We start from the raw sequence: 24,877 nt of genomic DNA on the forward strand, positions 1-24,877 counted from the left end.
GCCCGAACATACGAGCAAAACGAGTTTTATATGACTGACAAAGACGTAACTAAAGTAAAGCGCAAAGGCACATTCAAGAGCGCTCCGCTGCCAGTAGAGGCTCCAACCGGGCCGGAGCTGCGCGGTGAAGAACTGGTCAAGGTTGCCGTGGCTGCCCTGGAAGACGTCAAGGCCCAGGACATCCAGGTCATCGACGTTCGTGAAAAGCAGAGCATCACTGACTTCATGATCATCGCTACCGGTACCTCCAACCGCCAGATCGGCGCGATGCTGGACAAGGTTCGCGAAGCCGTCAAAGCCCAAGGCGTCAAGCCGCTGGGTGAAGAAGGCAAGGGCGACAGCGACTGGGTCCTGCTGGATATGGACGATGTCATCGTGCACATGATGACCGCTTCGGCCCGTCAGTTTTACGACCTGGAGCGCCTGTGGTCCGGTGCTGAACAGAGCCGCGCTCTGAACGCTGCTCACCACAGCCCGGAAAACACCCATGAGCACTTCATCAAGCTCAACAAAGACCAGCAATAAGGGACCGCTGTGCGACTGCGACTGATCGCCGTCGGTTCCCGCATGCCCAAATGGGTGGAAGAAGGCTGGCATGAGTATGCCAAGCGCCTTCCGTCCGAGCTGGCGCTGGAACTGGTGGAAATACCGCTCAATACCCGTGGCAAGAACGCCGACGTGGCGCGCTTTATCCGTCAGGAAGGCGAAGCCATGCTGGCCAAGGTCGGGCCGAACGAGCGCGTTGTGACCCTCGAAGTCCACGGCAAGCCCTGGAGCACCGAGCAACTGGCGGTCGAACTCGATCGCTGGCGGCTGGATTCGCGCACGGTCAACTTCATGGTCGGCGGCCCCGAAGGGCTGGCGCCGGAAGTCTGTGCGCGAGCTGATCAGCGCTGGTCGTTATCGCCGTTGACGTTGCCGCACCCGCTGGTGCGGATTCTGATCGGCGAACAGCTGTATCGTGCCTGGACAGTGCTGTCCGGCCACCCTTACCACAAGTAGTTCTGCCCTCATGTCCCAGCCGATCCGCATCAAGGACCACGAAAAAGACGCCCGTCTGGTGCGTGGCCGCGTCGTGTTCGGGGCAATTGCGGTGGTGACGCTGATCTGTGTGCTGATCGCGCGACTGTATTTCCTCCAGGTGATTCAGTACGAATACCACTCGACTCTGTCGGAAAACAACCGTGTCCACGTGCAGCCGATTCCGCCGACGCGCGGGCTGATTTTCGACCGCAATGGTGTAGTGGTGGCCGACAACCGGCCCAGCTTCAGCCTGAGCATGACCCGCGAGCGTTCCGGCGACTGGCAGCAAGTGCTCGATGTGATTGTCGAAGTGCTGGAACTGACGCCCGAGGACCGGGTGATCTTCGAGAAGCGCATGCGTCAGGGGCGTCGGCCGTTCGAGCCGGTGCCGATCCTGTTCGAGCTGACCGAAGAGCAGATCGCCCGGATTGCGGTCAATCAGTTCCGTCTGCCTGGCGTGGAAGTGGTTGCGCAACTGGTTCGGCACTATCCGCAGGGCGCGCACTTTGCGCACTCGGTGGGGTACATGGGCCGGATCAACGAGAAAGAGCTGAAGTCGCTCGATCCGGTGAGTTACAGCGGCACCCATCAAATTGGTAAAACCGGCATCGAGCGCTTCTACGAGCCCGAGCTGCACGGTCAGGTGGGGTACGAAGAAGTCGAAACCAACGCTCGGGGCCGCGTATTGCGCGTGCTCAAGCGTACCGATCCGATTCCCGGCAAGGACATTGTCCTGAGCCTGGACATCAAATTGCAGGAAGCCGCCGAAGCCGCGCTCGGCGGGCGCCGTGGCGCTGTCGTTGCGCTGGACCCGAAAACCGGCGAAGTGTTGGCGATGGTCAGCCAGCCGAGCTTCGATCCGAACCTGTTTGTTACCGGCATCAGCTTCAAAGCCTATTCCGAGCTGCGCGATTCCATCGACCGCCCGCTGTTCAACCGCGTGTTGCGTGGTCTGTACCCGCCGGGTTCGACCATCAAGCCAGCGGTGGCCATCGCCGGTCTGGATTCGGGTGTGGTGACGGCATCGACCCGGGTTTTCGATCCCGGTTACTACATGCTGCCCAACTACGATCACAAATACCGCAACTGGAACCGTACCGGTGACGGCTACGTCGACCTGGACACGGCCATCATGCGTTCCAACGACACCTACTTCTATGACCTGGCCCACAAGCTGGGGATCGATCGATTGTCGGCGTACCTGGGTAAGTTCGGTATCGGCCAGAAGGTGTCTTTGGACATGTTCGAAGAATCGCCGGGGTTGATGCCGTCTCGCGAGTGGAAACGCGCGACCCGCCGTCAAGCCTGGTTCCCGGGCGAAACGCTGATTCTGGGGATTGGTCAGGGCTACATGCAGTCAACGCCGCTGCAACTGGCCCAGGCGACGGCGCTGGTCGCCAACAAAGGTGTCTGGAACCGTCCGCACCTGGCCAAGACCGTCGAAGGCGTGAAGCCCAAGGATGAAAATCCGATGCCGGACATCATTTTGCGTGACCCGTCCGACTGGACCAAGGTCAACCACGGCATGCAGCAAGTGATGCATGGCGCCCGGGGGACCGCGCGCAAGGCATCGATCGGCGCGCAATACCGCATCGCCGGTAAAAGTGGTACGGCCCAGGTGGTCGCGATCAAGCAGGGCGAGAAGTACGACCGTTCCAAGGTTCAGGAGCGCCATCGCGACCACGCCTTGTTCGTCGGTTTCGCGCCAGCCGACAACCCGCAAATCGTGGTGTCAGTGATGGTCGAGAACGGCGAGTCCGGTTCCGGCGTCGCGGCACCTGTGGTGCGTCAAGTCATGGACGCCTGGCTCCTGGACCAGGACGGCCGACTGAAAGCCGAATACGCCAGCCCTATCAGTGCGGAGGCTACAGCCAGTGATGAATAATTTTGATCGCATGCTCTCCAGTGAGGATGTGATGCGTCGCCGTGCCACGCTGTTGCAGCGTCTGCACATCGATGGCCCGTTGTTGATTCTGCTGCTGACCCTCGCGGCCGGCAGCCTGTTCGTGCTGTATTCGGCCAGTGGCAAGAGCTGGGATTTGCTGGCCAAGCAAGCCACCTCGTTCGGCATCGGGCTGGTGTCGATGATCGTTATCGCTCAGTTCGAACCGCGTTTCATGGCTCGCTGGGTGCCGATCGGCTATGTACTCGGCGTGCTGTTGCTGGTGGTGGTGGATGTCATGGGCCACAACGCCATGGGCGCCACGCGCTGGATCAACATCCCGGGGGTGATCCGCTTTCAGCCTTCGGAATTCATGAAGATCCTGATGCCGGCAACCATCGCCTGGTACCTGTCCAAGCGCACGCTGCCGCCGCAGCTCAAGCATGTTGCCGTCAGTCTGTTTCTGATCGGCCTGCCCTTTATTCTCATCGTGCGTCAGCCCGACCTCGGCACCTCGCTGCTGATCCTGGCCGGCGGCGCTTTCGTCCTGTTCATGGGTGGTTTGCGCTGGCGCTGGATCCTCAGCGTGATTGCCGCTGCGGTGCCGGTAGCCGTGGCGATGTGGTTTTTCATCATGCACGACTACCAGAAGCAGCGAATCCTGACGTTCCTCGACCCGGAAAGTGATCCGCTGGGCACTGGCTGGAACATCATTCAGTCCAAGGCCGCCATCGGCTCCGGCGGTGTATTCGGCAAGGGCTGGCTGCTCGGCACCCAGTCGCACCTGGACTTCCTGCCTGAAAGCCACACCGACTTCATTATTGCGGTGTTGGGCGAAGAGTTCGGCCTGGTGGGCATTTGCGCACTGCTGCTGATTTATCTCTTGTTGATCGGTCGTGGGCTGGTCATTACCGCCCAGGCCCAGACATTGTTCGGCAAATTGCTCGCGGGCAGCTTGACCATGACGTTTTTTGTTTACGTTTTCGTCAACATCGGTATGGTCAGTGGCCTGTTACCGGTTGTGGGGGTTCCGTTGCCGTTCATTAGCTACGGGGGAACTTCGCTGGTGACGCTACTGTCAGCGTTTGGGGTTTTGATGTCGATCCATACCCATCGTAAGTGGATCGCACAGGTTTGAATAAGGTGAAGATTTCAATGCAAGTAGTGCATGGCTGGGCGACTCGATACGCGCCGTGGGTCGGCCTGGTAAGCATCCTTGGCACGGCGCAGGACGCGCTGGCCGGCGATTACGAAGGCTCACCCCAGGTGGCCGAATTCGTCGGTGAAATGACCCGCGACTACGGTTTTGCCGGTGAACAGCTGATGGGCGTGTTCCGCGAAGCCGAGCGCAAGCAGTCGATTCTTGATGCGATCTCGAAACCCGCCGAACGCGTCAAGCAGTGGAACGAATACCGCCCGATGTTCATCACCGACGCGCGCATCGCCCGTGGCGTGGACTTCTGGCGTCAACATGAGGCCGTATTGGCGCGTGCCGAGAAGGAATACGGTGTGCCGGCCCAGGTCATCGTTTCGATTATTGGCGTTGAGACCTTTTTCGGTCGCAATACCGGAAATTTCCGGGTGATCGATGCCTTGTCGACCCTGGGTTTCGACTATCCTCCTCGTGCCGAATTCTTCCGCAAGGAATTGCGTGAGTTCCTGTTGCTGGCCCGGGAAGAACAGGTCGATCCATTGACCCTCAAAGGCTCCTACGCCGGGGCAATGGGCTTGCCGCAGTTCATGCCGAGCAGCTTCCGCGCTTATGCAGTGGACTTCGACGGTGATGGGCACATTAATATCTGGACCAATCCGGACGATGCCATCGGCAGCGTCGCCAGTTACTTCAAGCTTCACGGGTGGGTCGCCGGCGAACCGGTGGTCAGTCGCGCCGATGTTCGTGGCGAGCAGGTCGACGAAGGTTTGACGACGGGCATCGAGCCGACTAAAACGGTCGGGGAGTTGCGAGCCTTGGGCTGGTCGAGTCATGATGCGCTGCGTGATGATATGCCGGTTACGGCTTTCCGTCTGGAAGGCGATAATGGCGCCGAATACTGGATGGGCCTGAAGAATTTTTACGCAATCACGCGTTATAACCGCAGCGTGATGTACGCCATGGCTGTACATCAACTGTCTGAACAGCTTGTCCAAGCACGGGGCGTCAAGTAATGCGGGCATTGCCTATGAATAAACCCCTGAAGCTGATGGCATTCGCTGCATTGGCGGTGCTGCTCGCCAGTTGTTCGACCAGTCGCGCGCCGACGCAAAAGTCTTCGACCGCCGTCCGCGCCATGCCGGGCCTGGACATCAACCGGGCTCACAAGGATGGCGCGCCGTGGTGGGACGTCGACGTGTCGCGCATCCCGGATGCCACACCGACCCTGCACTCCGGTCCTTACAAGGCCAACCCGTATACGGTGCTGGGCAAGACCTACTTCCCGCTTCAAGACTCCAAGACCTATGTCGCCTCGGGCACGGCGTCGTGGTACGGCACCAAGTTTCACGGCCAGAACACCGCCAACGGCGAGGTGTATGACCTGTACGGCATGAGCGCCGCGCACAAGACTTTGCCACTGCCGAGTTACGTTCGGGTGACCAACCTGGACAACAACAAGAGCGTGATCCTGCGGGTCAATGACCGTGGGCCGTTCTACTCCGACCGGATCATCGACTTGTCCTACGCTGCCGCCAAGAAGCTTGGTTATGCCGAAATAGGTACGGCGCGGGTCAAGGTTGAGGGCATCGATCCGCAACAGTGGTGGGCACAGAAGGGCCGTCCGGCGCCTTTGATGCTCAACGAGCCCCAAGTAGCGCAAAATGCCGCGCCGACGATTACCGCATCGGCCGGTACCGTCGAGCAATGGACGCCACCGCCGCAGCAACACGCTGCGGCTGTTGTGCCCGTTCAGCTTGATGCAAAAAAAAACGCTTCTGTACCAGCCTCTGGCCAGTATCTGCAGGTGGGCGCGTTCGCCAACCCGGACGCTGCAGAACTCCTGAGATCGAAGCTAAGCGGGATGGTGAGCGCTCCGGTGTTCATCAGCTCGATCGTGCGCAATCAACAGACGTTGCATCGGGTGCGTCTGGGGCCGATCGGTTCGCCGGGTGAAATCCAGCAGGTGCAGAATAGTGTGCGTCTGGCCAATCTCGGTTCGCCGAGCCTGGTCACCGCCGAGTAAGACGTAGTACTTGATTGATGGTTCGCTTGCGGTTTGGGGGGCGAACCGGGTTGTTGGCTCGTGAAGAACAAAAGCCCGGCAAGGGTTACTGAGTTGAGCAACTGAACACGCGATGGCCCGTTAGAAGGTCATCTGATTAGTTTTGCCTTTGGGCAGTTTCCATTAGCGATTTCGAGAGACGGATGAACATCACCACCTTTGCCAAACGCCTGTTCCTGCTAGTCCCGCTACTCCTCTCGCCCGCCGCTTTCGCGGTCGAGATGATGCCATCACCACCACAATTGGCTGCTAAAGCCTATGTGCTCATGGATGCCAGCAGCGGCAACGTGCTGGTCGAGAACAATGGTGATCAGCGTCTGCCTCCGGCCAGCCTGACCAAGCTGATGACCGCGTACATCGCGACGCTGGAAATCCGTCGTGGCCAGATCGGCGAAAACGATCCGGTGACTGTCAGCGAAAACGCCTGGCGTACCGGCGGTTCCCGGATGTTCATCAAGGTCGGCTCGCAGGTTACTGTCAGCGACCTGCTGCACGGCATCATCATTCAGTCGGGTAACGACGCCAGCGTTGCGCTTTCCGAGCACATCGCCGGCAGCGAAGACGCCTTCGCTGACCTGATGAACAAAACCGTGGCCGACCTGGGCATGACCAACACCCACTTCATGAACCCGACCGGTCTGCCGAACCCTGAGCACTACTCGTCGGCTCACGACATGGCTGTGCTGGCTCGCGCGATCATCCACGAAGACCCGGCTCACTATGCGATCTACTCGCAGAAAGAGTTCTTCTGGAACGGCATCAAGCAACCTAACCGCAACCTGCTGCTGTGGCGCGACAAGACGGTCGACGGTCTGAAAACCGGTCACACCGACGAAGCGGGCTATTGCATGGTGTCTTCGGCTGTACGTGACGGCATGCGCCTGATTGCCGTGGTGTTCGGCACCAACAGCGAAGTGGCTCGCGCCTCCGAAACCCAGAAGTTGCTGACCTACGGTTTCCGTTTCTTCGAAACCCAGACCTTCTATCAGAAAGGCGCCGAGCTGGCTCAGGCACCTGTCTGGAAGGGCAGCACCAATCAAGTCAAGGCCGGCCTGGCTGAAGACCTGACCATGACCCTGCCAAAAGGCCAGCTGAAAAAGCTCGCCGCCAGCATGACCATGAACCCGCAACTGGTTGCGCCAATCGCCAAGGGCGACGTGATCGGTAAAGTCGAAGTGAAACTGGACGACAAGGTGGTGCACAGCGCCGACCTGATCGCCCTGGACGCTGTCGAGGAGGGTGGTATCTTCCGTCGCATGTGGGATAGCATCCGTCTATTCTTCTACGGCTTGTTCAACTGATAGTGTGCACCTGCAAAGCCCCTCGCCGATCCGGCCTGGGGCTTTGCCTGTCGCCACGGCTTACGCTTACGAGGCCGTTACGCCATGACCGATACCGAAGTAAAGGCGCCTAAGATCGAATTTCCCAATGTTGATTACCCGGTTAAGGTGATCAGCGATACGGGTGTAGGCAACAAAGACAAGATCATCGAGATCGTCAAGAAACACGCGACGGTCAACGATGAACGCGTTGATGAGCGCCAAAGCACCAACGGCAAGTACACCACGATTCAGTTGCACATCGTCGCCACCGATCAGGACCAGCTGTACAACATCAACAGCGAACTGCGGGCGACCGGCTTCGTGCACATGGTGTTGTGATGCCCGGCACGCTGGGCTTTCGCGAGCTGGGTCAGATGGCTTACGAGCCGGTCTGGCATGCCATGCAGCGCTTCACCAACGAACGCGGCAGCAATGCCGCGGACGAGATCTGGCTGGTTGAACACCCTGCGGTGTTCACCCAAGGCCAGGCTGGCAAAGCCGAGCACTTGTTGCTGCCAGGGGATATCCCGGTGGTGCAGGTTGATCGCGGTGGTCAGGTGACTTATCACGGTCCCGGCCAATTGGTGGCCTACCTGTTGCTCGACGTTCGCAAGCTGGGTTTCGGCGTGCGTGACCTGGTCACCCGCATGGAGCACTGCCTGATCGAGTTGCTGGCCAGCTATGGCGTGACCGCCAACGCCAAGCCAGACGCGCCGGGTGTCTACGTCGAGGGAGCGAAAATCGCTTCCCTGGGCCTGCGGATCCGCCACGGTTGTTCCTTTCATGGCCTGGCCCTGAACGTGGATATGGACCTGGAACCGTTTCGACGGATTAATCCCTGCGGTTACGCCGGGCTGGCAATGACCCAGCTAAGCGATCACGCAGGATCGATTGAATTTGCCGAGGTAAGTGCCCGGCTGCGCGCGCAGCTCGTCAAACACCTCGACTATGCTGAGCAGACGACCCTAACGGGCGGAATCGACTGATATGACTACTGATGCAGTGCAAACCATGATCCCGACGCTTGATGTCACCGAGCGTCCGGCCCCGCGTGCCAAGGTTGAAGCCGGCGTCAAGCTGCGCGGCGCCGAGAAGGTTGCACGTATCCCGGTGAAGATCATTCCGACCACCGAACTGCCGAAGAAACCTGACTGGATTCGCGTGCGGATTCCGATTTCCCCGGAAGTCGACCGCATCAAGGCGCTGCTGCGCAAACACAAGCTGCACAGCGTGTGCGAAGAGGCTTCCTGCCCGAACCTGGGTGAGTGCTTCTCCGGTGGCACCGCGACCTTCATGATCATGGGCGACATCTGCACCCGTCGCTGCCCGTTCTGCGACGTTGGCCACGGTCGTCCGAAGCCATTGGACGTCAACGAGCCCGAAAGCCTGGCCATCGCCATCGCCGACCTCAAGCTCAAATACGTGGTGATTACCTCGGTTGACCGCGACGACCTGCGCGACGGCGGTGCCCAGCACTTTGCCGACTGCATTCGCGAGATCCGCAAGCTGTCGCCGAATGTGCAGCTCGAGACCCTGGTCCCGGACTACCGTGGCCGTATGGACGTCGCGCTGGAAATCACCGCTGCCGAGCCGCCGGATGTGTTCAACCACAACCTGGAAACCGTGCCGCGCCTGTACAAGGCAGCGCGTCCGGGTTCGGACTACCAGTGGTCGCTGACCCTGCTGCAACGCTTCAAGCAGATGATGCCGCACATTCCGACCAAATCCGGCCTGATGCTGGGCCTGGGCGAAACCGACGAAGAAGTCATCGAAGTCATGAAGCGCATGCGCGAGCACGACATCGACATGCTGACTCTGGGCCAGTACCTGCAACCGTCCCGCAGCCACTTGCCGGTCCAGCGTTTCGTGCACCCGGATACCTTCGCCTGGTTCGCCGAGGAAGGTTACAAAATGGGCTTCAAGAACGTCGCTTCCGGTCCGCTGGTACGTTCTTCGTACCACGCCGACGAACAGGCGAAGCTGGTCAAGGCCGAGCTGATGTCGTCCTGATCCACGGCGAGTAAGCAAAAGCGCCTGCAAGGTTTCTGACCTTGCGGGCGTTTTTTTGCCATGTTCACGGCAACTTGACCTCTTCTGTTTGTCCCCGTTCCTGACTACTGTGTGCTGAAGCTTTTTGCGCAGGGAGATTCATGGATGACTGTTCGACCGACTCACACGCTTTACCCTCACAAACCCGTCCCGGCGTTGCCCTCGCAAGGGCTGATCGGTGTGATTGCGCCTGCCGGTCCCGCGGGACTGGACACCGATAAAGCCATCGCCTGGATGCGCGCTCGCGGTTACGCACTGCGGGTGTTTCCCGGTGTGTACGAGCAGGATGGCTACCTGGCCGGAAGCGACGACGTACGGCTCAATGATTTGCACGCGGCGTTCGCTGACACCGAGGTCGACGCCATCATTTGCCTGCGCGGTGGGTACGGTACGCCGCGCTTGCTCGATCGTATCGATTTCGAGTTGCTGCAAAACAACGCGAAACCATTCATCGGCTACAGCGACATCACTGCGCTGCATGTCGCGATCAGCCGTTACGCCGGTTTCGTCACCTTTCACGGGCCGCTGCTCAATGCTGACTTGTTGGGAGAAAAGCAAAAACCGACCGAGTCTTCGTTTTTCAACATGCTCAGAGGGCAGGTGAAGGCTGGCAGTGTGCTGTCGCATCCGTCGGCTTACCCGCTGACCACAATCGAGCCGGGCATTGCTCACGGGCGTTTGCTGGGGGGCAATCTGTCGATGCTTGCCGCGACTATGGGCACGCCATTCGAGATAGAGGCCGAGGGCGTCATTCTGTTCATTGAGGACGTCAACGAGCCGCTGTATCGCATCGACCGTCTGCTGACCCATCTGCGCCTGGCGGGCACCTTGGGCAAGTTGCGCGGCGTTCTGGTGGGGGATGTGGCGGGGGTTGATACGGCGGCGCTGGAGCGTTTGCTCAAGCAGACCTTCGAACCGTTGCGGATTCCGGTGCTGTCCGGGTGGCGCAGCGGGCATTGCGATCCGAACCTGACGTTGCCGATGGGGGCACTGGTTCGATTGGACGCGGGGAAGAAGGAATTGGTGCTGGAGCAGGATGTGGTGGTCAAGCTGTAGGCATTTGTCGCCTGACAGTCAGTCTTCGCGAGCAAGCCCGCTCCCACAGTTGACCTAGTCCTTCCATAGGAATGCGGTCGAATGTGGGAGCGGGCTTGTTCGCGAAGGCGGCATCAGCCATTCGGCCGACTATCGGTTACGCAGTCCTTCCAGCAATTTGTGCGTCGGATATCCATCTGCTGGCCAGCCAAATGACTGCTGTGCGCTGCGGATCGCTTTGCGGGTGTTGGCACCAATGATGCCATCCGGCGTGCCTGCATCGTAGTTCTGCGCGCTCAACAAGCTTTGCAGTTCGATCCGTTCGGTACGGCTCAGCGGCAAATCATCTTTTGGCCAAGTGCCGCTGATCAAACCTCCACCAGTGAAGCGCTCGGATAACAGGCTCACGGCCAACGCATAGGAGGAGGAATTGTTGTACTTGAGGATTGCGCGGAAGTTGTCGAGCACCAGGAACGCCGGGCCACGATAGCCGGCCGGCAACAGCAGGGCGGCTGACAGGTGTTCCGAGCCCGCTGGAACCTGGGCACCATTGGGTAGCGAGACGCCCAGTTGCAGCCATTCGGCAACGCTCTTGCGCAGGATGCCATCGGCCAGCACATAGTTGAAGCTGCCTGGCAGCTGCACTTCAAAACCCCACGGCTGGCCTTTCTGCCAGCCGGAGCTTTGCAGGTAGTGCGCGGTCGAGGCCAATGCATCGGCGGGGCTGCCCCAGATGTCGCGGCGACCGTCGCCATCGAAATCCACTGCGTGGGTGTTGTAGGTGGTCGGGATGAACTGGGTCTGGCCCATGGCACCGGCCCAGGAACCGAGCATTTTCTCCGGCGTGATGTCGCCCTGTTGCAGGATCTGCAAGGCGGCGATCAATTGCGCCTGAGCAAAGCCTGGGCGCCGGCCTTCATAGGCCAGGGTTGCCAGGGAATTGATCACCGACTTGGTGCCCTGGAACTGTCCGAAATTGCTCTCCATGCCCCATACAGACACCAGCGCCTGGCGGTCGACGCCATAGCGCTGTTCGATGCTTTGCAGAATGTCGGCGTATTGGTTGACCAGCGTCTGGCCTTTGCGTACCCGAAGCGGCGAAAGGGCGCCATCAAGGTATTCCCATACGGGGCGTGCGAATTCCGGTTGGCTGCGGTCGGCGCGGATCACGCTCTCGTCGAAGCTGACATTGGCGAAGGCGCGGTCGAATATGTCGGCGCGAATCCCGGCGGCCAGGGCCTCTTTGCGAAAACCCGCCTGCCATTCAGCGAAGGTCTGGGTGGGCTGGATGTCGAGGTTTTCATCGGCCGGCACCACGGGCGGAATGACCGCAGGGGCTGTCGCGACGGGAAGGGTCTGAAGCGGTTGAGCGTCCGCGGCGGTCGGTTTTTCCGCGCAGGCGACAAGTAGAATGAGGCTGGAGGCAGCGATCAGTTGGCGTAGAGGCCAGCGACGGGAAAGACGAAGGGGCATGCACAGTTCCAGGGAATACGAATCAGGTGAAGACCTTAACATGTTGAGCGGTCGCTTGCCTTTCAGGCCGCCAGAAAGTAAGAAGCCTCCCAGCTATTAGACTGGAAGGCTTCGCGGCGGTAGCTGCCTTTGCCCTTGCCGGCTCGTTCCTGACGGCTGCGGAACAGTGGCTGGGCGATGATGGATTTGGCCTTGTTGGGGCCACTTTTAGATGGCTTTTTACTCATGATGAGTTCTCTCGATTGAGTGGATTTGCGGGGGAAATAATCTGCTGAAGTTGCGGGACTGTCTAGAGGGGAAAATCAGATTTGATTTGTAGGAAGCAGGATCAAAAGATCTACGATTTTTTGATCCTACTCAGCAGGCAGCGACAATCTTTGCCCGGCCATCAACAACGATAACCGACTCAAACTCATCCACGGCGACCCGGCAGCCTGGCCTTTGATCTGCGCGTCGATGCGCTGCGCTTCCAGCAATAGTTGCGCCCAGCGTTGCGCCGAGTAGCGTTGCAGGGCTTTGCTCATCAACGGTTTGCGTTTGTCCCAGATCGGCGGTCGCGCCTGGCTGAAGGCCTTGTCCAGCGGCACGCCCTGGCTGTATTGCAACGACAGGTTGGCCAACAGGCGAAGCTCGCGGGCCAGCGCCCAGAGAATCACCGGCGGCTCCACGCCTTCACCGCGCAACCCTTCGAGCATGCGCAGCGCATGGGCGGCTTCGCCATTGAGAATCGCGTCGGTCAGGCCGAAGACATCGAAACGGGCACTGTCGGCCACCGCGGCTTGCACGGTTTCGACGGTGATCTGCCCACCTTCGGCCATCAATTTGAGCTTTTCGATTTCCTGGGCGGCGGCCAGCAAGTTGCCTTCGACCCGCGCGGCGATCAATTCGACCGCGTCCTGGCTGGCCGAAAGCCCTGCCTGGGACAGCCGTTGACGGATCCAGCTCGGCAACTGGTTGGCATCCACCGGCCAGATCTGCACGAACTGCGTCTGCTGACCTTCGACCAGCGCTTTGCCCCACTTGGTTTTTTGCGCGCTGCCATCCAGCTTGGGCAGACTAATCAGCAGCACCGTGTCTTCGGCCGGGCGTGCGCAGTACTCGATAAACGCGGCGGCACCTTTGTCACCGGGTTTGCCGGATGGCAAGCGCAGTTCCAACAGACGCTTTTCGGCAAACAGCGACATGCTTGCACCGGCCTGCAGCAGCGTACCCCAGTCGAAACTGGCGTCGGCGGAGAAGACCTGGCGTTCATCGAAGCCTTGCTGGCGAGCGGCGGCGCGGATGGCGTCGGCGGCTTCCTGACACAACAGCGGGTCATCGCCACTGATGATATAGATGGGTGCAAGGGGACCTTGCAGGTGTTTAGCGAGTTGGGCGGGGGCAAGTTTCATAAGAGAGGGCGAACGGGGCGCCTGAGCGCCCCGTAAGTCTTATTGCTGCGGAATTTCGACGGGCGACTGACGCGGGGTTTCCGCTTCAGCCTTCTGTGCGGCTTCCAGTGCCTGAGCTTCGGCCTTGGCCCTGGCGTCCGCAGTCTGTTGCATCCGCTCCAGTTGGGTTGGAGTCAGCTGTGACAGGCGCAGCACCATGCGTTGAACCAGTTCGCGACGAGTTTCTGCGCGGGCAGCGCCGGCTTCCTGATCGGAACCCACCAGGTTGTTGCCGTCGTGGATAAAGATCTTCTGCACTTCAAGTTTGTCGCTCATCAACGGCAGGTCGTGTGCACCACGGATGTCGTAGTTCAGCACGGTATTCACTTGATACTCGCCAGTACGACCGGCACCGGCGTAGCTGAGGATGCGCTGGCTTTCCTGCTCATCGGTCAGCACCAGTTTGTACGGTGCACCTGTGTAGACCTTGACGCCGCTGCTTTGCAGGACTTGACGCAGTTGCGTTACGGTTTCGCCGTAAGCGTTGCGTGCGCTCAGGTCGAGTTCCTTGATCGCCAGTTCGGTGGTGCCAGTGCCGCGCAGCTGGAAACCGCAGGCGCTCAACAGGACTGCGAGGCCCATCACCAGCAAATTGCGTTTGATCATCTTGTTGCTCCCCTTGAAACCAGGTAGGCCGATCATGCGGCCCGAAAGGTTTTACGCGGCGCCCGGCATACCGGGCGCCTGATCCAATTTAGCTGGCGACGATATTGACCAGTTTCCCGGGCACTACGATCACTTTACGAATAGTCAGGCCGTCGACGAAGCGCAACACGTTCTCGTTGACACGGGCAGCGGCTTCGACTTCTTCGCGCGATGCGGTGGCCGGCATTTCAATCTGGCCACGCAACTTGCCGTTGACCTGGATAACCAGCGTCAGGCTGTCTTGCACCAGCGCGGTTTCGTCCACCGCCGGCCAGCCAGCATCGATAACAGGGCCGGCGTGACCCAGTTGATGCCACAGCTCGTGGCTGATGTGCGGGGTGATCGGAGCCAGCAGCAGGGTCACGGCTTCCAGACCTTCGTGAACCAGTGCGCGATCCTGTTCGGTGACCTGCGCGGCTTTTTCCAGCACGTTCATCAGCGTCATCACCTGGGCGATTGCGGTGTTGAATTTGTGGTTCTGGCCGACGTCGTGGCTGGCTTGCTTGATTGCCAGGTGGATCGAACGGCGAACGGCTTTCTGCTCGTCGTTCAGGCCGGCGACGTCCAGTTTGCCCGGCAGGCCCTGCGTAACGTGTGCTTGCGCCAGGCGCCAGACGCGCTTGAGGAAACGGTGCGAACCTTCTACGCCGGAATCGGACCATTCCGCGCTCATGTCGGGCGGCGAGGCGAACATCATGAACAGGCGGCAGGTGTCTGCGCCGAACTGGTCAATCATCGATTGTGGATCGACGCCGTTGTTCTTCGACTTGGCCATCTTCTCGGTACCGCCGATTTCCACCGGCAGGCCGTCTGCGATCAGCTTGGCGCTGATAACCTTGGCCTTGCTGTCGCGTTCGAGTTCGACGTCCGCCGGGTTGAACCAGGTGTAGGCACCATTGGCTTCGCGACGATAATAAGTCTCGGCGATCACCATGCCTTGGGTCAGCAGGTTCTTGAACGGCTCGTTGGAACTCACCAGGCCTTCGTCACGCATCAGCTTGTGGAAGAAGCGCGCGTAGAGCAGGTGAAGAATGGCGTGTTCGATACCGCCGATGTACTGATCCACCGGCAACCAATGGTCGGCCGCCGATTTTTCCACCAGGCCGCCTTCATAGTGTGGCGAGGCGTAACGGGCGTAGTACCACGAGGACTCGACGAAGGTGTCCATGGTGTCGGTTTCACGCTTGGCCGGTGCGCCGCATTTCGGGCAAGCGCATTCGTAGAACTCAGGCATACGCGCCAGTGGCGAACCGGCGCCATCCGGCACCACGTCTTCCGGCAGCACGACGGGCAGTTGATCTTCCGGGACCGGCACATCACCGCAGGTGGTGCAGTGGATGATCGGGATCGGGCAGCCCCAGTAGCGCTGACGGCTGATGCCCCAGTCGCGCAGGCGGAACTGGGTGCGCGAGGCACCGAGGCTTTTCTTGATCAGTGCCACTTCAATGGCGTCGAACGCGCCGGCGAAGTCTAGGCCGTCGAACTCGCCGGAGTTGATCAGCGTGCCGTGTTCGCCGTAGGCGTCCTGCCATGGAGCCGGGTTGGTATCACCTGCGCTGGTGCGCACCACGGACTTGATCGGCAGGTTGTACTTGGTGGCGAATTCGAAATCACGTTCGTCATGAGCCGGTACAGCCATGACTGCGCCGTCGCCGTAGTGCATCAGCACGTAGTTGGCGACCCACACCGGGAGCTTCTCACCGGTCAGTGGGTGCTCGACGAACAGCGAGGTCGGCAGGCCTTTTTTCTCTTGGGTGGCGACGTCGGCTTCAGCGACGCTGCCGCCCTTGCATTCAGCGATGAACGCTTGCAGCTCAGGGTTGTTTTGCGCGGCCAGGGCGGCCAAATGGTGTTCGGCGGCCACGGCAACGTAGGTCGCGCCCATCAGGGTGTCCGGACGGGTGGTGAAGACTTTCAGCGCGCCGGTTTCGCCGATGGAATCGACGTCGTACGGAAACTGCACTTCCATGCCGCGGGATTTACCGATCCAGTTGCGCTGCATGGTCTTGACCTGTTCAGGCCAGCCAGTCAGTTCGTCGAGGCTCTCCAGCAACTCATCCGCGTAGGCGGTGATCTTGAAGTAGTACATCGGGATTTCGCGTTTTTCGATCAGCGCGCCGGAACGCCAGCCGCGACCGTCGATCACCTGTTCGTTGGCCAGGACGGTCTGGTCGACCGGGTCCCAGTTCACGGTGCCGCTTTTTTTGTAGATCACGCCTTTTTCGAACAGGCGAGTGAACAGCCATTGTTCCCAGCGGTAGTAATCAGGTTTGCAGGTGGTCACCTCGCGTGACCAGTCCACCGCCAGGCCCAGGCTGCGCAGCTGGGTTTTCATGTAGGCGATGTTTTCGTAGGTCCACTTGGCCGGCGCTACGTTGTTCTTCATTGCGGCGTTTTCCGCCGGCATGCCGAAGGCGTCCCAACCCATCGGTTGCAGAACGTTTTTGCCTTGCATGCGCTGGTAGCGGGAGATCACGTCGCCGATGGTGTAGTTGCGCACGTGCCCCATGTGTAGCTTGCCGCTGGGGTAAGGGAACATCGACAGGCAGTAGAAAGTCTCCTTGCCTGGCTGTTCACTGACTTCAAAGGACTTTTGCTCGTCCCAGAACGACTGGGCGGCGGCTTCGATTTCACGGGGCTGATATTGTTCGTGCATGGCTACTTTTGAACTGAATAGGGGTGGCCTAATCCTCTTCAATGCAACGCTGGACGGTGACGACGCCAAATCGGCGTTTCGGTGCCCAAGCGAGCTGGAAGTGGAGTTACAGGAAGCGCCGTAGCATACATGACCGCGCTCTACCGAGGGAAACCCTGATTGCACGCAGGCGTTGCCCGATTTGCCCTGCGAGGGCCGTTGGTCGCGGCACTCAGCCGGTTTGTTCATGGAAGCTAAGCTCTAAATGGGGAGTGAGTCTTATCTTCAATGAGGTGAGGGATGGTTGAGTCACAGCAAAAAGTCACGAAGCCGGAGCTGTACGAAAGACTGATTGATCGTCTTGGCATGGCGCTGGACGCTGCAAAAACCGCTGGTCGGCTACGCGATGAGCGTCCCCTTGAGCTGGAACTGCGTGGATTGAGTCCCGCAGAGTTTGCATTGGTCAAAGCCTATCTGGATCGCAGTGAACGTGAGACGCACGGATGCCTGTCAGCAGCAGTGAAGCAACTTGATGCACCGCGTTCGGCCAAAATCGTCTGGCTTAAGGACAAAGCAACTGGCAGTGGCGCGGAAAAGGTCCGGTCGCTGCAATTCAAATAACGGCTCCAAGTCATAAAACATGGTTTGTTGAAGCATAATCCTTCCGCATTTGTTGTCGCATTGCGTCAACCCACTTAGGCTTCGAGCATCTTATGGAGATGCTCGATGCCTTTTCGCTATTTCGTCAAACAACTTCTATTACCGCCCGGCATTCTGTTGCTGTTGCTGGTTCTTGCGTGGTGGCTGCGCCGCTCAAGGCCGCGCCTTGCGGCGGTGTGTTTTGTCTTGGGGGCGGGCGGTTTCTGGCTGATGAGTCTGCCGGTGGTCGTGCAGTGGGGAGCGAAGGCCTTGGAGAGTCAGCCGCCGTTGGCGCGTGACGAATGGTCAACCCTGGGCCAGCGCGCCGATGCAATTGTGCTGCTGGGGTCCGGGCGTGAGCGCGGCGATATCGCCTGGGGCGCCGATCAGCCGACGGGGATCGGTCTGGAGCGTGAACGTTATGCCGCACGTTTGGCGAAGGCGTCCGGGTTACCGGTTCTTACCAGCGGCGGGTTGCATTACGGCACGCCGCCCACCGAAGCAAAACTGATGGCGGACTCATTGCTCGATGATTTCGGCGTGACCGTGCGTTGGCAGGAAGGGCGCAGCCGCACGACGTGGGAGAACGCGCAGTTCAGCGCTCAGGTGCTGTTGCCGGAGGGGATCAAGCGGGTGGTGGTGGTCACGCAGGCCTGGCACATGCCGCGATCGGTCTGGAGTTTTCGGCAGGCCGGATTTGAAGTCGTGCCTGCGCCGGTGGGGTTTTTAGGCGTGGACAATGCCCGGCCGCTGGGCGGCTGGATGCCGGAATTCAAATCGATCTGGCAGAGCGGGCAGTTGTTGAATGAGGCGGTAGGACAGCTCGGGTATTCGCTTTTCTATCGCTGATCGTTCCCACGAGCGTGGGAACGATCAAGCTCAGCAGTTTCAGACGGTCTTGGCCATCCGGCTCGCCACCAGTGCCCAGCCAAACAACAGCACGCAAAGGATGATCAGCGGCCACGAGCGCCATTGCAGGTAAGGCGTCAGGTTGTGCATTGGCACTACTTCGCCGTACAGGATGCCGCGTTCGAACTGCGGGATGCGGGCGGTGATCTGACCGAACGGGTTGATCAGGCCGGTAACGCCATTGTTGGTGGCGCGGATCATCCAGCGGCCCGCTTCCAGCGCGCGCATCTGCGCCATCTGCAAGTGTTGCAGCGGACCGATGGAGGTGCCGAACCAGGTGTCGTTGCTGATGGTCAGCAGCAAGTCACTGCGAGCGGCGAGGCTGGCGGCGAACTCCGGGTAGACCACTTCGTAGCAGATGAACGGCGCAATCTGGTAACCCTTGGCCTGCAGCATCGGTTGGTCAGACGGACCACGGGCAAAATCGGACATCGGCAGGTCGAAGAAGGCGATCAGCCCGCGCAGTACGTCCTGCAACGGAACGTACTCGCCAAACGGCACCAGTTTCTGCTTGAGGTAAGTGCCATCGCCTTCGCCAACAACGGTGATGCCGTTGAAGAAGCGCTTCTCGTGACGCACTTCCTGGCGAATCGGTACACCGGTAATCAGCGCAGTCTTACGGTCCGCAGCGAAATTCCCCATCATGTTCAGGTAGCCCTCGGCGGACTCCTTGAGCACAGGAACAGCCGTTTCCGGCCAGATCAGCAGGTCGACCCGTTTGGAGCTGAAGCTCATGTCGCGGTACAGCGCCAACTGCGCGTTGAGCTGTGCCGGGTCCCACTTCATGCTTTGTTCGATATTGCCCTGAATGGCGGCAACGCTCAGCGCCGGCCCCGCCGGACTGGTCCAGGCGTGTTCTTTCAATGCCATGCCGGCGACCCAAGGGCCAAACAGCAGCAACACGCCCGCAGCGATGAAACCTTTGCGACCAGCACGAACCAGGCGCATGGCGTTGTAGATCAATGCAGCTGTCAGGGCCAGGGTAAAGGAAATCAGCCACATTCCGCCGATGGGCGCGAGCCCGGCCAGCGGGCCGTCGAGCTGGCTGTAGCCGGAGTAGAGCCACGGAAAACCGGTGAGGAACCAGCCACGAAAGGCTTCCTGGGCGACCCACAATGCGGCGAATGCCAAGGCATCGGCCAGTGGCGCTTCGTTGCGACGCAGCCAGCGCGCCCAGATCCAGGCGGGCAGGGCGAAGAACCAGGCAATCGCTGCGGTGAAGGCGAGCATCAGCATTCCGGCCAGCAGCATCGAGGCGCCACCGAAGTTGTGAATGCTGTAGTAGATCCAGCTGGTGCCGGCACCAAACAAGCCGAAACCGAAACACCAGCCACGGCCCAGGGCCTGACGGGGGCTCAGTTCTCGCAAGCCGGCATAGAAGAAGCCGACCGCCAGCAAAGCCAGCGGCCAGATATCGTACGGCGCCAACGCCAGGGTGGTGAGTGCACCGGCCGCCACGGCCAGCAGATTACCGGGCCAGCCGGGGCGGGTTACGCGGAGCATGTCAGTCCTTAGCGTGCAATAGGAGTCAGGCGCAGCAAGTGAATCCGACGGCTGTCGGCGTTCAGGATGCGAAAGCGATAAGGGCCGATTTCAGTGATTTCGTTACGTTTTGGCAAGTGCCCGAAAGCGCTCATCACCAGGCCGCCAACCGTGTCGAACTCATCGTCGGAGAACTCGCTGTCGAAGAACTCGTTGAAGTTCTCGATCGGCGTCAGCGCCTTGATCAGGAAATCACCGCTGGGCAATGGCTTGATGTAGCTGTCTTCTTCGACGTCATGCTCGTCTTCGATGTCGCCGACGATCTGTTCCAGTACGTCTTCGATTGTCACCAGGCCGGCCACGCCGCCGTACTCGTCGATGACGATGGCCATGTGGTTGTGGTTGGCGCGAAATTCACGCAGCAGCACATTCAGGCGCTTGGACTCCGGCACGAAGGTGGCCGGGCGCAGCAGGTCCTTGATGTTGAAGCTGTCGCCGTTCTCCTTGAGGATCAACGGCAGCAAATCCTTGGCCAGCAACACACCCATCACGTCATCGTGGCTTTCGCCGATGACCGGGTAACGGGAGTGGGCCGAGTCGACCACGGCAGGCAAAAACTCCCTAGGTGTCTGGGTCGCCTTGATGCTGATCATCTGCGAGCGCGGGACCATGATGTCCCGTACTTGCAGGTCAGCGACCTGGATGGCGCCTTCGACGATGGCCAGCGCTTCGCTGTCCAGCAGTTTGTTTTGGTGTGCATCGCGCAGCAGCTCCAGCAGCTCCTGGCGGTTCTTCGGCTCGTGGGCAAAAGCCTGGGTGAGTTTACCCAGCCAAGACTTCTGCCCGTTGCTCGATCGATCTTCGCTCATAGCGATTACTCTGAATCCTTTGTTGTAACGATGGGGGATGTGTCGGTTTCGTCGTCCGCGTACGGGTCGGGATAGCCCAACTCTGCAAGCAACGTTCGTTCCAGTGCTTCCATTTCCTCGGCTTCGTCGTCATCTATATGGTCGTAACCCAACAGATGCAAGCAGCCGTGAATGACCAGATGGGCCCAATGGGCTTTTAGTTCCTTGCCTTGTTCGGCGGCTTCACGTTCGACGACTGCCACGCAGACGACCAGGTCGCCCAGCAACGGGATATCGAGAAACTCATCCGGCACATCGGCAGGAAATGACAAGACGTTGGTGGCGTAGTCCTTCTGCCGCCAGGTCTTGTTCAGCTCGCGGCCTTCGGCTTCGTCGACCAGGCGAATGGTCATCTCGGAGTCGGCCGTGCGCTGGCGCAGAGCCAGTTCGCACCATTGGCGGAACTCGGCTTCGCTTGGGGCCGGCGTTTGGGTAGCCAGTTGCAGATCAAGCTCAAGCATCGTGGCGAGTGTCCTTGGGCGAGAATTTCGCCGGTTCATCAGCCACGCGATTCTCGAAGCGCTCGTAAGCTTCGACGATCCTCTGCACCAACGGATGGCGCACGACGTCTTTGGGCATGAAATGGGTGAAGCTGATACCCGGCACGTCCTTGAGCACCTCGATCACGTGGTGCAGCCCGGATTTGGTGCCTTTCGGCAAGTCGACCTGGGTGATGTCACCGGTGATGACCGCGGTGGAGCCGAAGCCGATTCGGGTCAGGAACATCTTCATCTGTTCGACGGTGGTGTTCTGGCTTTCGTCGAGGATGATGAAACTGTTGTTCAGCGTACGACCGCGCATGTACGCCAATGGCGCAACTTCGATGACTTGACGCTCGATCAGCTTGGCGACGTATTCGAAGCCAAGCATTTCGTAGAGGGCGTCATACAGCGGGCGAAGGTACGGATCGATCTTCTGTGAGAGGTCGCCAGGCAGGAAGCCGAGCTTTTCGCCCGCCTCAACCGCCGGGCGCACCAGCAGGATGCGCCGGATCTGTTCGCGTTCGAGCGCGTCTACCGCGCAGGCAACGGCCAGATAGGTCTTGCCGGTACCGGCCGGGCCGATGCCGAAGTTGATGTCGTTGCCGAGGATTTCCTTCACGTAGCGCAGCTGATTCAAGCCGCGAGGGCGAATCATGCCTTTTTTGGTGCGCAGGGCGACGGAGGGTTCGGCGGGGGAGACGTTGTCCAGCTCTTCGACGGCCGATTCCTGCAGGAACAGGTGAACCATGTCCGGCGACAGCTCGGTACCCTTGGTTTCCCGGTACAGACGGCGCAGGAGGTTTTCCGCGGAGGTGGTGTGTTTTGGCTCGCCGATCAGTTCGAACTGGTTTCCGCGGTTGCGGATCTCGATGGTCAGGCGCTGTTCGATCAAGCGCAAATGCTCGTCGAATTGCCCGCACAGATTGGCGAAGCGGCGAGCCTCAAAGGGCTCGAGGATAAAACGATGTGGTTCTATGGGTGCGTTCAAGGTCGTATTTAGCCGCCCTGGGGCAATTAAGATGAAATCAAGGATAACGCCAGAGGGCTGGGTGCGAAAGCTCTTAAATAATCCAAGGTTGATCACCGTCCCTGTGGGAGCGAGCTTGCTCGCGATGGCGGTCTGACATTCAGCATGTGAGTTGTCTGATCTGCCGCTATCGCGAGCAAGCTCGCTCCCACAGGGAAATGCGGTGTCACTGAATCAGCGAGCCCCGCAGCGAGTGCGGCTGCGCGGCGTCGATGTGCACGTCGGCGAACTGGCCGATCAGCGTGGGATTGTCGCAGCGGAAGTTGACGATCCGGTTATTCTCGGTCCGACCCTGCAGCTCGCCGGGGTCCTTTTTCGAATAATCGGTGACCAGGATCCGCTGGATCGACCCGACCATTTGTCGGCTGATCTCGAAACCTTGCTGATTCAGGCGATGTTGCAGGGCGTTCAGGCGTTCTTTTTTCAGCGCTTCTGGTGTTTCGTCGGCCAGGTCTGCGGCCGGAGTACCCGGGCGCTGGCTGTAAACAAACGAGTACGAGAAGTCGAAGCCGACGTCTTCGATCAGCTTCATGGTCTGCTCGAAATCTTTTTCGGTCTCCCCCGGGAAGCCAACGATGAAGTCCGAGCTGATGCAGATGCCTGGCACCGCGGCCCGCAGCTTGCGCAATTTGGATTTGTATTCCAGGGCGGTGTGGTTGCGCTTCATCGCCGCGAGGATCCGGTCCGACCCCGATTGCACCGGCAAGTGCAGGTGTTTGACCAACTCCGGCACATCGGCGTGGGCCTGGATCAGGCTGTCGGAAAACTCCAGCGGGTGCGAGGTGGTGTAACGAATCCGGTCGATGCCATCGACGGCGGCCACAACGCGGATCAGCTCGGCGAGATCCGCCAGGCGTCCGTCATGCGTGGTGCCACGGTAGCCGTTGACGTTCTGACCCAGCAGGGTGACTTCCCGCACGCCGTTTTCCGCCAGATGCATGATCTCGGCAATCACGTCGTCGAACGGACGGCTGACCTCTTCACCGCGTGTATAAGGCACCACGCAGAATGTGCAGTATTTGCTGCAACCTTCCATGACCGACACATACGCGCTCGGACCATCGATGCGCGGCTCTGGCAGGTGGTCGAATTTTTCGATTTCCGGGAACGAGACGTCGACTTGCGGCAGCTTGGTGGCGCGTGCGGCGTCGATCATTTCCGGCAGGCGATGCAAGGTTTGCGGGCCGAAAACCACATCGACGTACGGTGCGCGATCACGGATGGCCGCGCCTTCCTGGCTGGCTACGCAACCGCCGACGGCGATCACCATGTCCGGGTTGGCCAGTTTCAGTTCGCGCCAGCGGCCGAGCTGGGAATACACCCGGTCCTGGGCGCGTTCCCGAATGGAGCAGGTGTTGAGCAGGATCACGTCGGCGTCTTCAGCGCGAGCGGTCACTTCCAGGGCCTGATGTTCACCCAGCAGATCGACCATGCGCGAGCTGTCGTACTCGTTCATCTGGCAACCGTGGGTTTCGATGTAAAGCTTCTTGGCCATGGATACAGTCATCACGTGATTCAAAGAACCGCGCATTATAGGGAACATGTCCCAAGGTTCCTACCGCTGTGCGTCCGGCGGCTATGCTATAGTTCGCGCCCTCATTTTTATCCCCCGATGTGTTGCTCGCCCGCCATGACCAAACGTGAAGCTCCAATCTACAAGGTGATTTTCCTCAATCAGGGCCAGGTGTACGAAATGTATGCCAAGCAGATCTATCAAAGTGATCTGTGGGGCTTCCTGGAAGTGGAAGAGTTCGTCTTTGGCGAGCGCACACAAGTGGTCGTCGACCCGAGCGAAGAGAAGCTCAAGGCTCAATTTGAAGGGGTTGTGCGCAGTTTTGTGCCAATGCATTCGATCGTGCGCATCGATGAAGTCGAGCGTCTGGGCACGCCAAAAATCAGCGAAGCCCGCGGCGCGGTCGGCAATGTGATGCCGTTCCCGATGCCGATGCCTGAGAAGTAGGCCTCAAGACCGAGTAGCTCCCATCGCGGGCAAGCCCGCTCCCACAGGGAATGTGTTCTTTAATTAGAATGCGATCACATGTGGGAGCGGGCTTGCCCGCGATGGGGCCAGAAAGATAGAAACAGAATTCAAGGCAGTGGAGAAAACGGCGTACGCCCATCGGCGCTCTGCAATTCCATCAGGTACTTACGAAAGATTTGCCCAAGCACCTGGGTTGCCACTTCAAGTTCTTCTCGAGGCATTTTCTCGGCCACTTCGTCCGCCGTATCGAGCGCATCTTCAGCACCATTGACCGCAGCCATTTTCAGCACGATATACGCCTGAACGTTATTGGCCGGTACGCCTTCGCCGTGGAAAAACATGGTGCCGAGTTTGAACTGCGCCTGGGCGTGGCCCTGCAATGAGGCCTTCTCGAAGTAGTCCAGGGCTTTTTTGAGGTCGCGCGGCGTGTTTTTGCCGTCGTAGTAGAACGCACCCAACTCGTATTGCGCTTGTGCATCCCCTTCATCCGACGCTTTCTGACAGGCGGCCAGCGCTTGCGTCAGGTCTTGCGGCTGAGTATTGAGGGTGCAACGACCCATCGCTGGGATTAACAACGAGTTGCCGCCTGCTTGTGCGAGCGCGAGCAGGGGCTGAAGGAGCAACAGGCAGCCCAGTGCAAGGGCGCGGCCGGTGCGGTTCATGGGAATCGACTTACCTCTGAAGGGCGCGCGGACCCATCGAGGGGATCCAATAAGCGCGCATTATGAAATAAGCAGGGC

At 59.7% G+C, this 24,877-nt stretch carries 25 protein-coding genes; 14 read left to right on the forward strand and 11 right to left on the reverse strand.

Going from position 1 to position 24,877, the window contains the following annotated elements; all coding sequences use genetic code 11:
* The first annotated feature begins 30 nt into the window (after positions 1–30).
* The 11 genes from rsfS (at position 31) to QRN31_RS13280 (ending at position 10,547) form a co-directional block, all read left to right on the forward strand.
* The gene (gene rsfS, locus QRN31_RS13230; protein WP_090179458.1) at positions 31–525 is read left to right on the forward strand and encodes a ribosome silencing factor; all 495 of its coding nucleotides are present in this window, start codon (positions 31–33) and stop codon (positions 523–525) included.
* 9 nt (positions 526–534) lie between these two features.
* Positions 535–1,002 carry a 23S rRNA (pseudouridine(1915)-N(3))-methyltransferase RlmH gene (rlmH, locus tag QRN31_RS13235; protein ID WP_007937439.1) on the forward strand — a complete coding sequence of 156 codons (468 nt, stop codon included), beginning with the start codon at positions 535–537 and terminating at the stop codon, positions 1,000–1,002.
* Between the two features lie 10 nt (positions 1,003–1,012).
* The gene (gene mrdA, locus QRN31_RS13240; protein ID WP_208671306.1) at positions 1,013–2,908 is read left to right on the forward strand and encodes a penicillin-binding protein 2; all 1,896 of its coding nucleotides are present in this window, start codon (positions 1,013–1,015) and stop codon (positions 2,906–2,908) included.
* Between the two features lie 31 nt (positions 2,909–2,939).
* On the forward strand, positions 2,940–4,043 hold the full coding sequence (rodA, locus tag QRN31_RS13245) for a rod shape-determining protein RodA (protein ID WP_222590297.1): 1,104 nt from the start codon (positions 2,940–2,942) through the stop codon (positions 4,041–4,043).
* 17 nt (positions 4,044–4,060) lie between these two features.
* Positions 4,061–5,071, forward strand: a complete 1,011-nt coding sequence (gene mltB / locus QRN31_RS13250; RefSeq protein ID WP_285432465.1) for a lytic murein transglycosylase B — start codon at positions 4,061–4,063, stop codon at positions 5,069–5,071.
* On the forward strand, positions 5,071–6,081 hold the full coding sequence (locus tag QRN31_RS13255; protein ID WP_222588605.1) for a septal ring lytic transglycosylase RlpA family protein: 1,011 nt from the start codon (positions 5,071–5,073) through the stop codon (positions 6,079–6,081). The genes mltB and QRN31_RS13255 overlap by 1 nt, the downstream gene beginning before the upstream one ends.
* Positions 6,082–6,263: 182 nt before the next feature.
* Positions 6,264–7,421 (forward strand): D-alanyl-D-alanine carboxypeptidase family protein, encoded by a 1,158-nt coding sequence (locus tag QRN31_RS13260; RefSeq protein ID WP_090179469.1) that lies wholly within the window; start codon positions 6,264–6,266, stop codon positions 7,419–7,421.
* Between the two features lie 84 nt (positions 7,422–7,505).
* On the forward strand, positions 7,506–7,781 hold the full coding sequence (locus QRN31_RS13265; protein WP_285432467.1) for a DUF493 domain-containing protein: 276 nt from the start codon (positions 7,506–7,508) through the stop codon (positions 7,779–7,781).
* Positions 7,781–8,428, forward strand: coding sequence for a lipoyl(octanoyl) transferase LipB (gene lipB, locus QRN31_RS13270; protein ID WP_285432468.1), 648 nt, complete (start codon positions 7,781–7,783; stop codon positions 8,426–8,428). The genes QRN31_RS13265 and lipB overlap by 1 nt, the downstream gene beginning before the upstream one ends.
* A gap of 1 nt (position 8,429) precedes the next feature.
* A complete protein-coding gene (gene lipA, locus QRN31_RS13275; protein ID WP_090179476.1) occupies positions 8,430–9,452 on the forward strand; it encodes a lipoyl synthase in 1,023 nt (340 codons plus the stop codon).
* Positions 9,453–9,596: 144 nt separating this feature from the next.
* Positions 9,597–10,547, forward strand: a complete 951-nt coding sequence (locus QRN31_RS13280) for a S66 peptidase family protein (RefSeq protein WP_285432469.1) — start codon at positions 9,597–9,599, stop codon at positions 10,545–10,547.
* A gap of 129 nt (positions 10,548–10,676) precedes the next feature.
* Here QRN31_RS13280 and QRN31_RS13285 read toward each other — a convergent pair whose 3' ends face one another.
* From QRN31_RS13285 to leuS, 5 genes are all read right to left on the reverse strand, one after another.
* Positions 10,677–11,999 (reverse strand): lytic murein transglycosylase, encoded by a 1,323-nt coding sequence (locus QRN31_RS13285; protein WP_285432470.1) that lies wholly within the window; start codon positions 11,997–11,999, stop codon positions 10,677–10,679.
* 62 nt (positions 12,000–12,061) lie between these two features.
* Positions 12,062–12,226, reverse strand: coding sequence for an alternative ribosome rescue factor ArfA (gene arfA, locus QRN31_RS13290; RefSeq protein ID WP_090179482.1), 165 nt, complete (start codon positions 12,224–12,226; stop codon positions 12,062–12,064).
* A gap of 126 nt (positions 12,227–12,352) precedes the next feature.
* Entirely contained in the window at positions 12,353–13,390 is a 1,038-nt protein-coding gene (gene holA, locus QRN31_RS13295) for a DNA polymerase III subunit delta (RefSeq protein ID WP_285432471.1), read from the reverse strand.
* A 39-nt stretch (positions 13,391–13,429) separates the two neighbouring features.
* Positions 13,430–14,035: an LPS-assembly lipoprotein LptE gene (locus QRN31_RS13300; protein WP_285432472.1), complete on the reverse strand. Its 606-nt coding sequence runs from the start codon at positions 14,033–14,035 to the stop codon at positions 13,430–13,432.
* 88 nt (positions 14,036–14,123) lie between these two features.
* On the reverse strand, positions 14,124–16,730 hold the full coding sequence (gene leuS, locus QRN31_RS13305; protein WP_285432473.1) for a leucine--tRNA ligase: 2,607 nt from the start codon (positions 16,728–16,730) through the stop codon (positions 14,124–14,126).
* 279 nt (positions 16,731–17,009) lie between these two features.
* Between leuS and QRN31_RS13310 the strand changes: the two genes are divergently transcribed.
* On the forward strand, positions 17,010–17,330 hold the full coding sequence (locus tag QRN31_RS13310) for a hypothetical protein (RefSeq protein ID WP_285432474.1): 321 nt from the start codon (positions 17,010–17,012) through the stop codon (positions 17,328–17,330).
* Between the two features lie 105 nt (positions 17,331–17,435).
* Entirely contained in the window at positions 17,436–18,197 is a 762-nt protein-coding gene (locus QRN31_RS13315; protein WP_285432475.1) for a YdcF family protein, read from the forward strand.
* A 39-nt stretch (positions 18,198–18,236) separates the two neighbouring features.
* Here QRN31_RS13315 and lnt read toward each other — a convergent pair whose 3' ends face one another.
* The 5 genes from lnt to miaB form a co-directional block, all read right to left on the reverse strand.
* A complete protein-coding gene (lnt, locus tag QRN31_RS13320; protein WP_285432476.1) occupies positions 18,237–19,760 on the reverse strand; it encodes an apolipoprotein N-acyltransferase in 1,524 nt (507 codons plus the stop codon).
* Between the two features lie 8 nt (positions 19,761–19,768).
* On the reverse strand, positions 19,769–20,608 hold the full coding sequence (locus tag QRN31_RS13325) for a CorC family transporter (protein ID WP_045062079.1): 840 nt from the start codon (positions 20,606–20,608) through the stop codon (positions 19,769–19,771).
* Between the two features lie 5 nt (positions 20,609–20,613).
* Entirely contained in the window at positions 20,614–21,108 is a 495-nt protein-coding gene (gene ybeY / locus QRN31_RS13330) for an rRNA maturation RNase YbeY (RefSeq protein WP_285432478.1), read from the reverse strand.
* The gene (locus tag QRN31_RS13335; protein WP_090179503.1) at positions 21,101–22,117 is read right to left on the reverse strand and encodes a PhoH family protein; all 1,017 of its coding nucleotides are present in this window, start codon (positions 22,115–22,117) and stop codon (positions 21,101–21,103) included. Before QRN31_RS13335 ends, ybeY begins: the two co-directional genes overlap by 8 nt.
* Positions 22,118–22,322: 205 nt before the next feature.
* Positions 22,323–23,651 (reverse strand): tRNA (N6-isopentenyl adenosine(37)-C2)-methylthiotransferase MiaB, encoded by a 1,329-nt coding sequence (miaB, locus tag QRN31_RS13340; protein WP_222588592.1) that lies wholly within the window; start codon positions 23,649–23,651, stop codon positions 22,323–22,325.
* Between the two features lie 135 nt (positions 23,652–23,786).
* Between miaB and QRN31_RS13345 the strand changes: the two genes are divergently transcribed.
* On the forward strand, positions 23,787–24,116 hold the full coding sequence (locus QRN31_RS13345; RefSeq protein WP_007894425.1) for a DUF1820 family protein: 330 nt from the start codon (positions 23,787–23,789) through the stop codon (positions 24,114–24,116).
* Between the two features lie 128 nt (positions 24,117–24,244).
* Here QRN31_RS13345 and QRN31_RS13350 read toward each other — a convergent pair whose 3' ends face one another.
* Positions 24,245–24,799 carry a tetratricopeptide repeat protein gene (locus QRN31_RS13350; protein ID WP_222588591.1) on the reverse strand — a complete coding sequence of 185 codons (555 nt, stop codon included), beginning with the start codon at positions 24,797–24,799 and terminating at the stop codon, positions 24,245–24,247.
* Positions 24,800–24,877 lie beyond the last annotated feature (78 nt).

Origin of the sequence: Pseudomonas sp. fls2-241-R2A-110 (assembly GCF_030209165.1) — a bacterium.
In the GTDB taxonomy this organism is placed as follows: domain Bacteria; phylum Pseudomonadota; class Gammaproteobacteria; order Pseudomonadales; family Pseudomonadaceae; genus Aquipseudomonas.

What these genes read in the sequence shown, in the direction of transcription:
- rsfS (WP_090179458.1), top strand. Translation starts at nt 31, where the DNA reads ATGACTGACAAAGACGTAACTAAAGTAAAGCGCAAAGGCACATTCAAG.
- mrdA (WP_208671306.1), top strand. Translation starts at nt 1,013, where the DNA reads ATGTCCCAGCCGATCCGCATCAAGGACCACGAAAAAGACGCCCGTCTG.
- rodA (WP_222590297.1), top strand. Translation starts at nt 2,940, where the DNA reads ATGCGTCGCCGTGCCACGCTGTTGCAGCGTCTGCACATCGATGGCCCG.
- mltB (WP_285432465.1), top strand. Translation starts at nt 4,061, where the DNA reads ATGCAAGTAGTGCATGGCTGGGCGACTCGATACGCGCCGTGGGTCGGC.
- QRN31_RS13255 (WP_222588605.1), top strand. Translation starts at nt 5,071, where the DNA reads ATGCGGGCATTGCCTATGAATAAACCCCTGAAGCTGATGGCATTCGCT.
- QRN31_RS13260 (WP_090179469.1), top strand. Translation starts at nt 6,264, where the DNA reads ATGAACATCACCACCTTTGCCAAACGCCTGTTCCTGCTAGTCCCGCTA.
- QRN31_RS13265 (WP_285432467.1), top strand. Translation starts at nt 7,506, where the DNA reads ATGACCGATACCGAAGTAAAGGCGCCTAAGATCGAATTTCCCAATGTT.
- lipB (WP_285432468.1), top strand. Translation starts at nt 7,781, where the DNA reads ATGCCCGGCACGCTGGGCTTTCGCGAGCTGGGTCAGATGGCTTACGAG.
- lipA (WP_090179476.1), top strand. Translation starts at nt 8,430, where the DNA reads ATGACTACTGATGCAGTGCAAACCATGATCCCGACGCTTGATGTCACC.
- QRN31_RS13280 (WP_285432469.1), top strand. Translation starts at nt 9,597, where the DNA reads ATGACTGTTCGACCGACTCACACGCTTTACCCTCACAAACCCGTCCCG.
- QRN31_RS13285 (WP_285432470.1), bottom strand. Translation starts at nt 11,999, where the DNA reads ATGCCCCTTCGTCTTTCCCGTCGCTGGCCTCTACGCCAACTGATCGCT.
- arfA (WP_090179482.1), bottom strand. Translation starts at nt 12,226, where the DNA reads ATGAGTAAAAAGCCATCTAAAAGTGGCCCCAACAAGGCCAAATCCATC.
- holA (WP_285432471.1), bottom strand. Translation starts at nt 13,390, where the DNA reads ATGAAACTTGCCCCCGCCCAACTCGCTAAACACCTGCAAGGTCCCCTT.
- QRN31_RS13300 (WP_285432472.1), bottom strand. Translation starts at nt 14,035, where the DNA reads ATGATCAAACGCAATTTGCTGGTGATGGGCCTCGCAGTCCTGTTGAGC.
- leuS (WP_285432473.1), bottom strand. Translation starts at nt 16,730, where the DNA reads ATGCACGAACAATATCAGCCCCGTGAAATCGAAGCCGCCGCCCAGTCG.
- QRN31_RS13310 (WP_285432474.1), top strand. Translation starts at nt 17,010, where the DNA reads ATGGTTGAGTCACAGCAAAAAGTCACGAAGCCGGAGCTGTACGAAAGA.
- QRN31_RS13315 (WP_285432475.1), top strand. Translation starts at nt 17,436, where the DNA reads ATGCCTTTTCGCTATTTCGTCAAACAACTTCTATTACCGCCCGGCATT.
- lnt (WP_285432476.1), bottom strand. Translation starts at nt 19,760, where the DNA reads ATGCTCCGCGTAACCCGCCCCGGCTGGCCCGGTAATCTGCTGGCCGTG.
- QRN31_RS13325 (WP_045062079.1), bottom strand. Translation starts at nt 20,608, where the DNA reads ATGAGCGAAGATCGATCGAGCAACGGGCAGAAGTCTTGGCTGGGTAAA.
- ybeY (WP_285432478.1), bottom strand. Translation starts at nt 21,108, where the DNA reads ATGCTTGAGCTTGATCTGCAACTGGCTACCCAAACGCCGGCCCCAAGC.
- miaB (WP_222588592.1), bottom strand. Translation starts at nt 23,651, where the DNA reads ATGGCCAAGAAGCTTTACATCGAAACCCACGGTTGCCAGATGAACGAG.
- QRN31_RS13345 (WP_007894425.1), top strand. Translation starts at nt 23,787, where the DNA reads ATGACCAAACGTGAAGCTCCAATCTACAAGGTGATTTTCCTCAATCAG.
- QRN31_RS13350 (WP_222588591.1), bottom strand. Translation starts at nt 24,799, where the DNA reads ATGAACCGCACCGGCCGCGCCCTTGCACTGGGCTGCCTGTTGCTCCTT.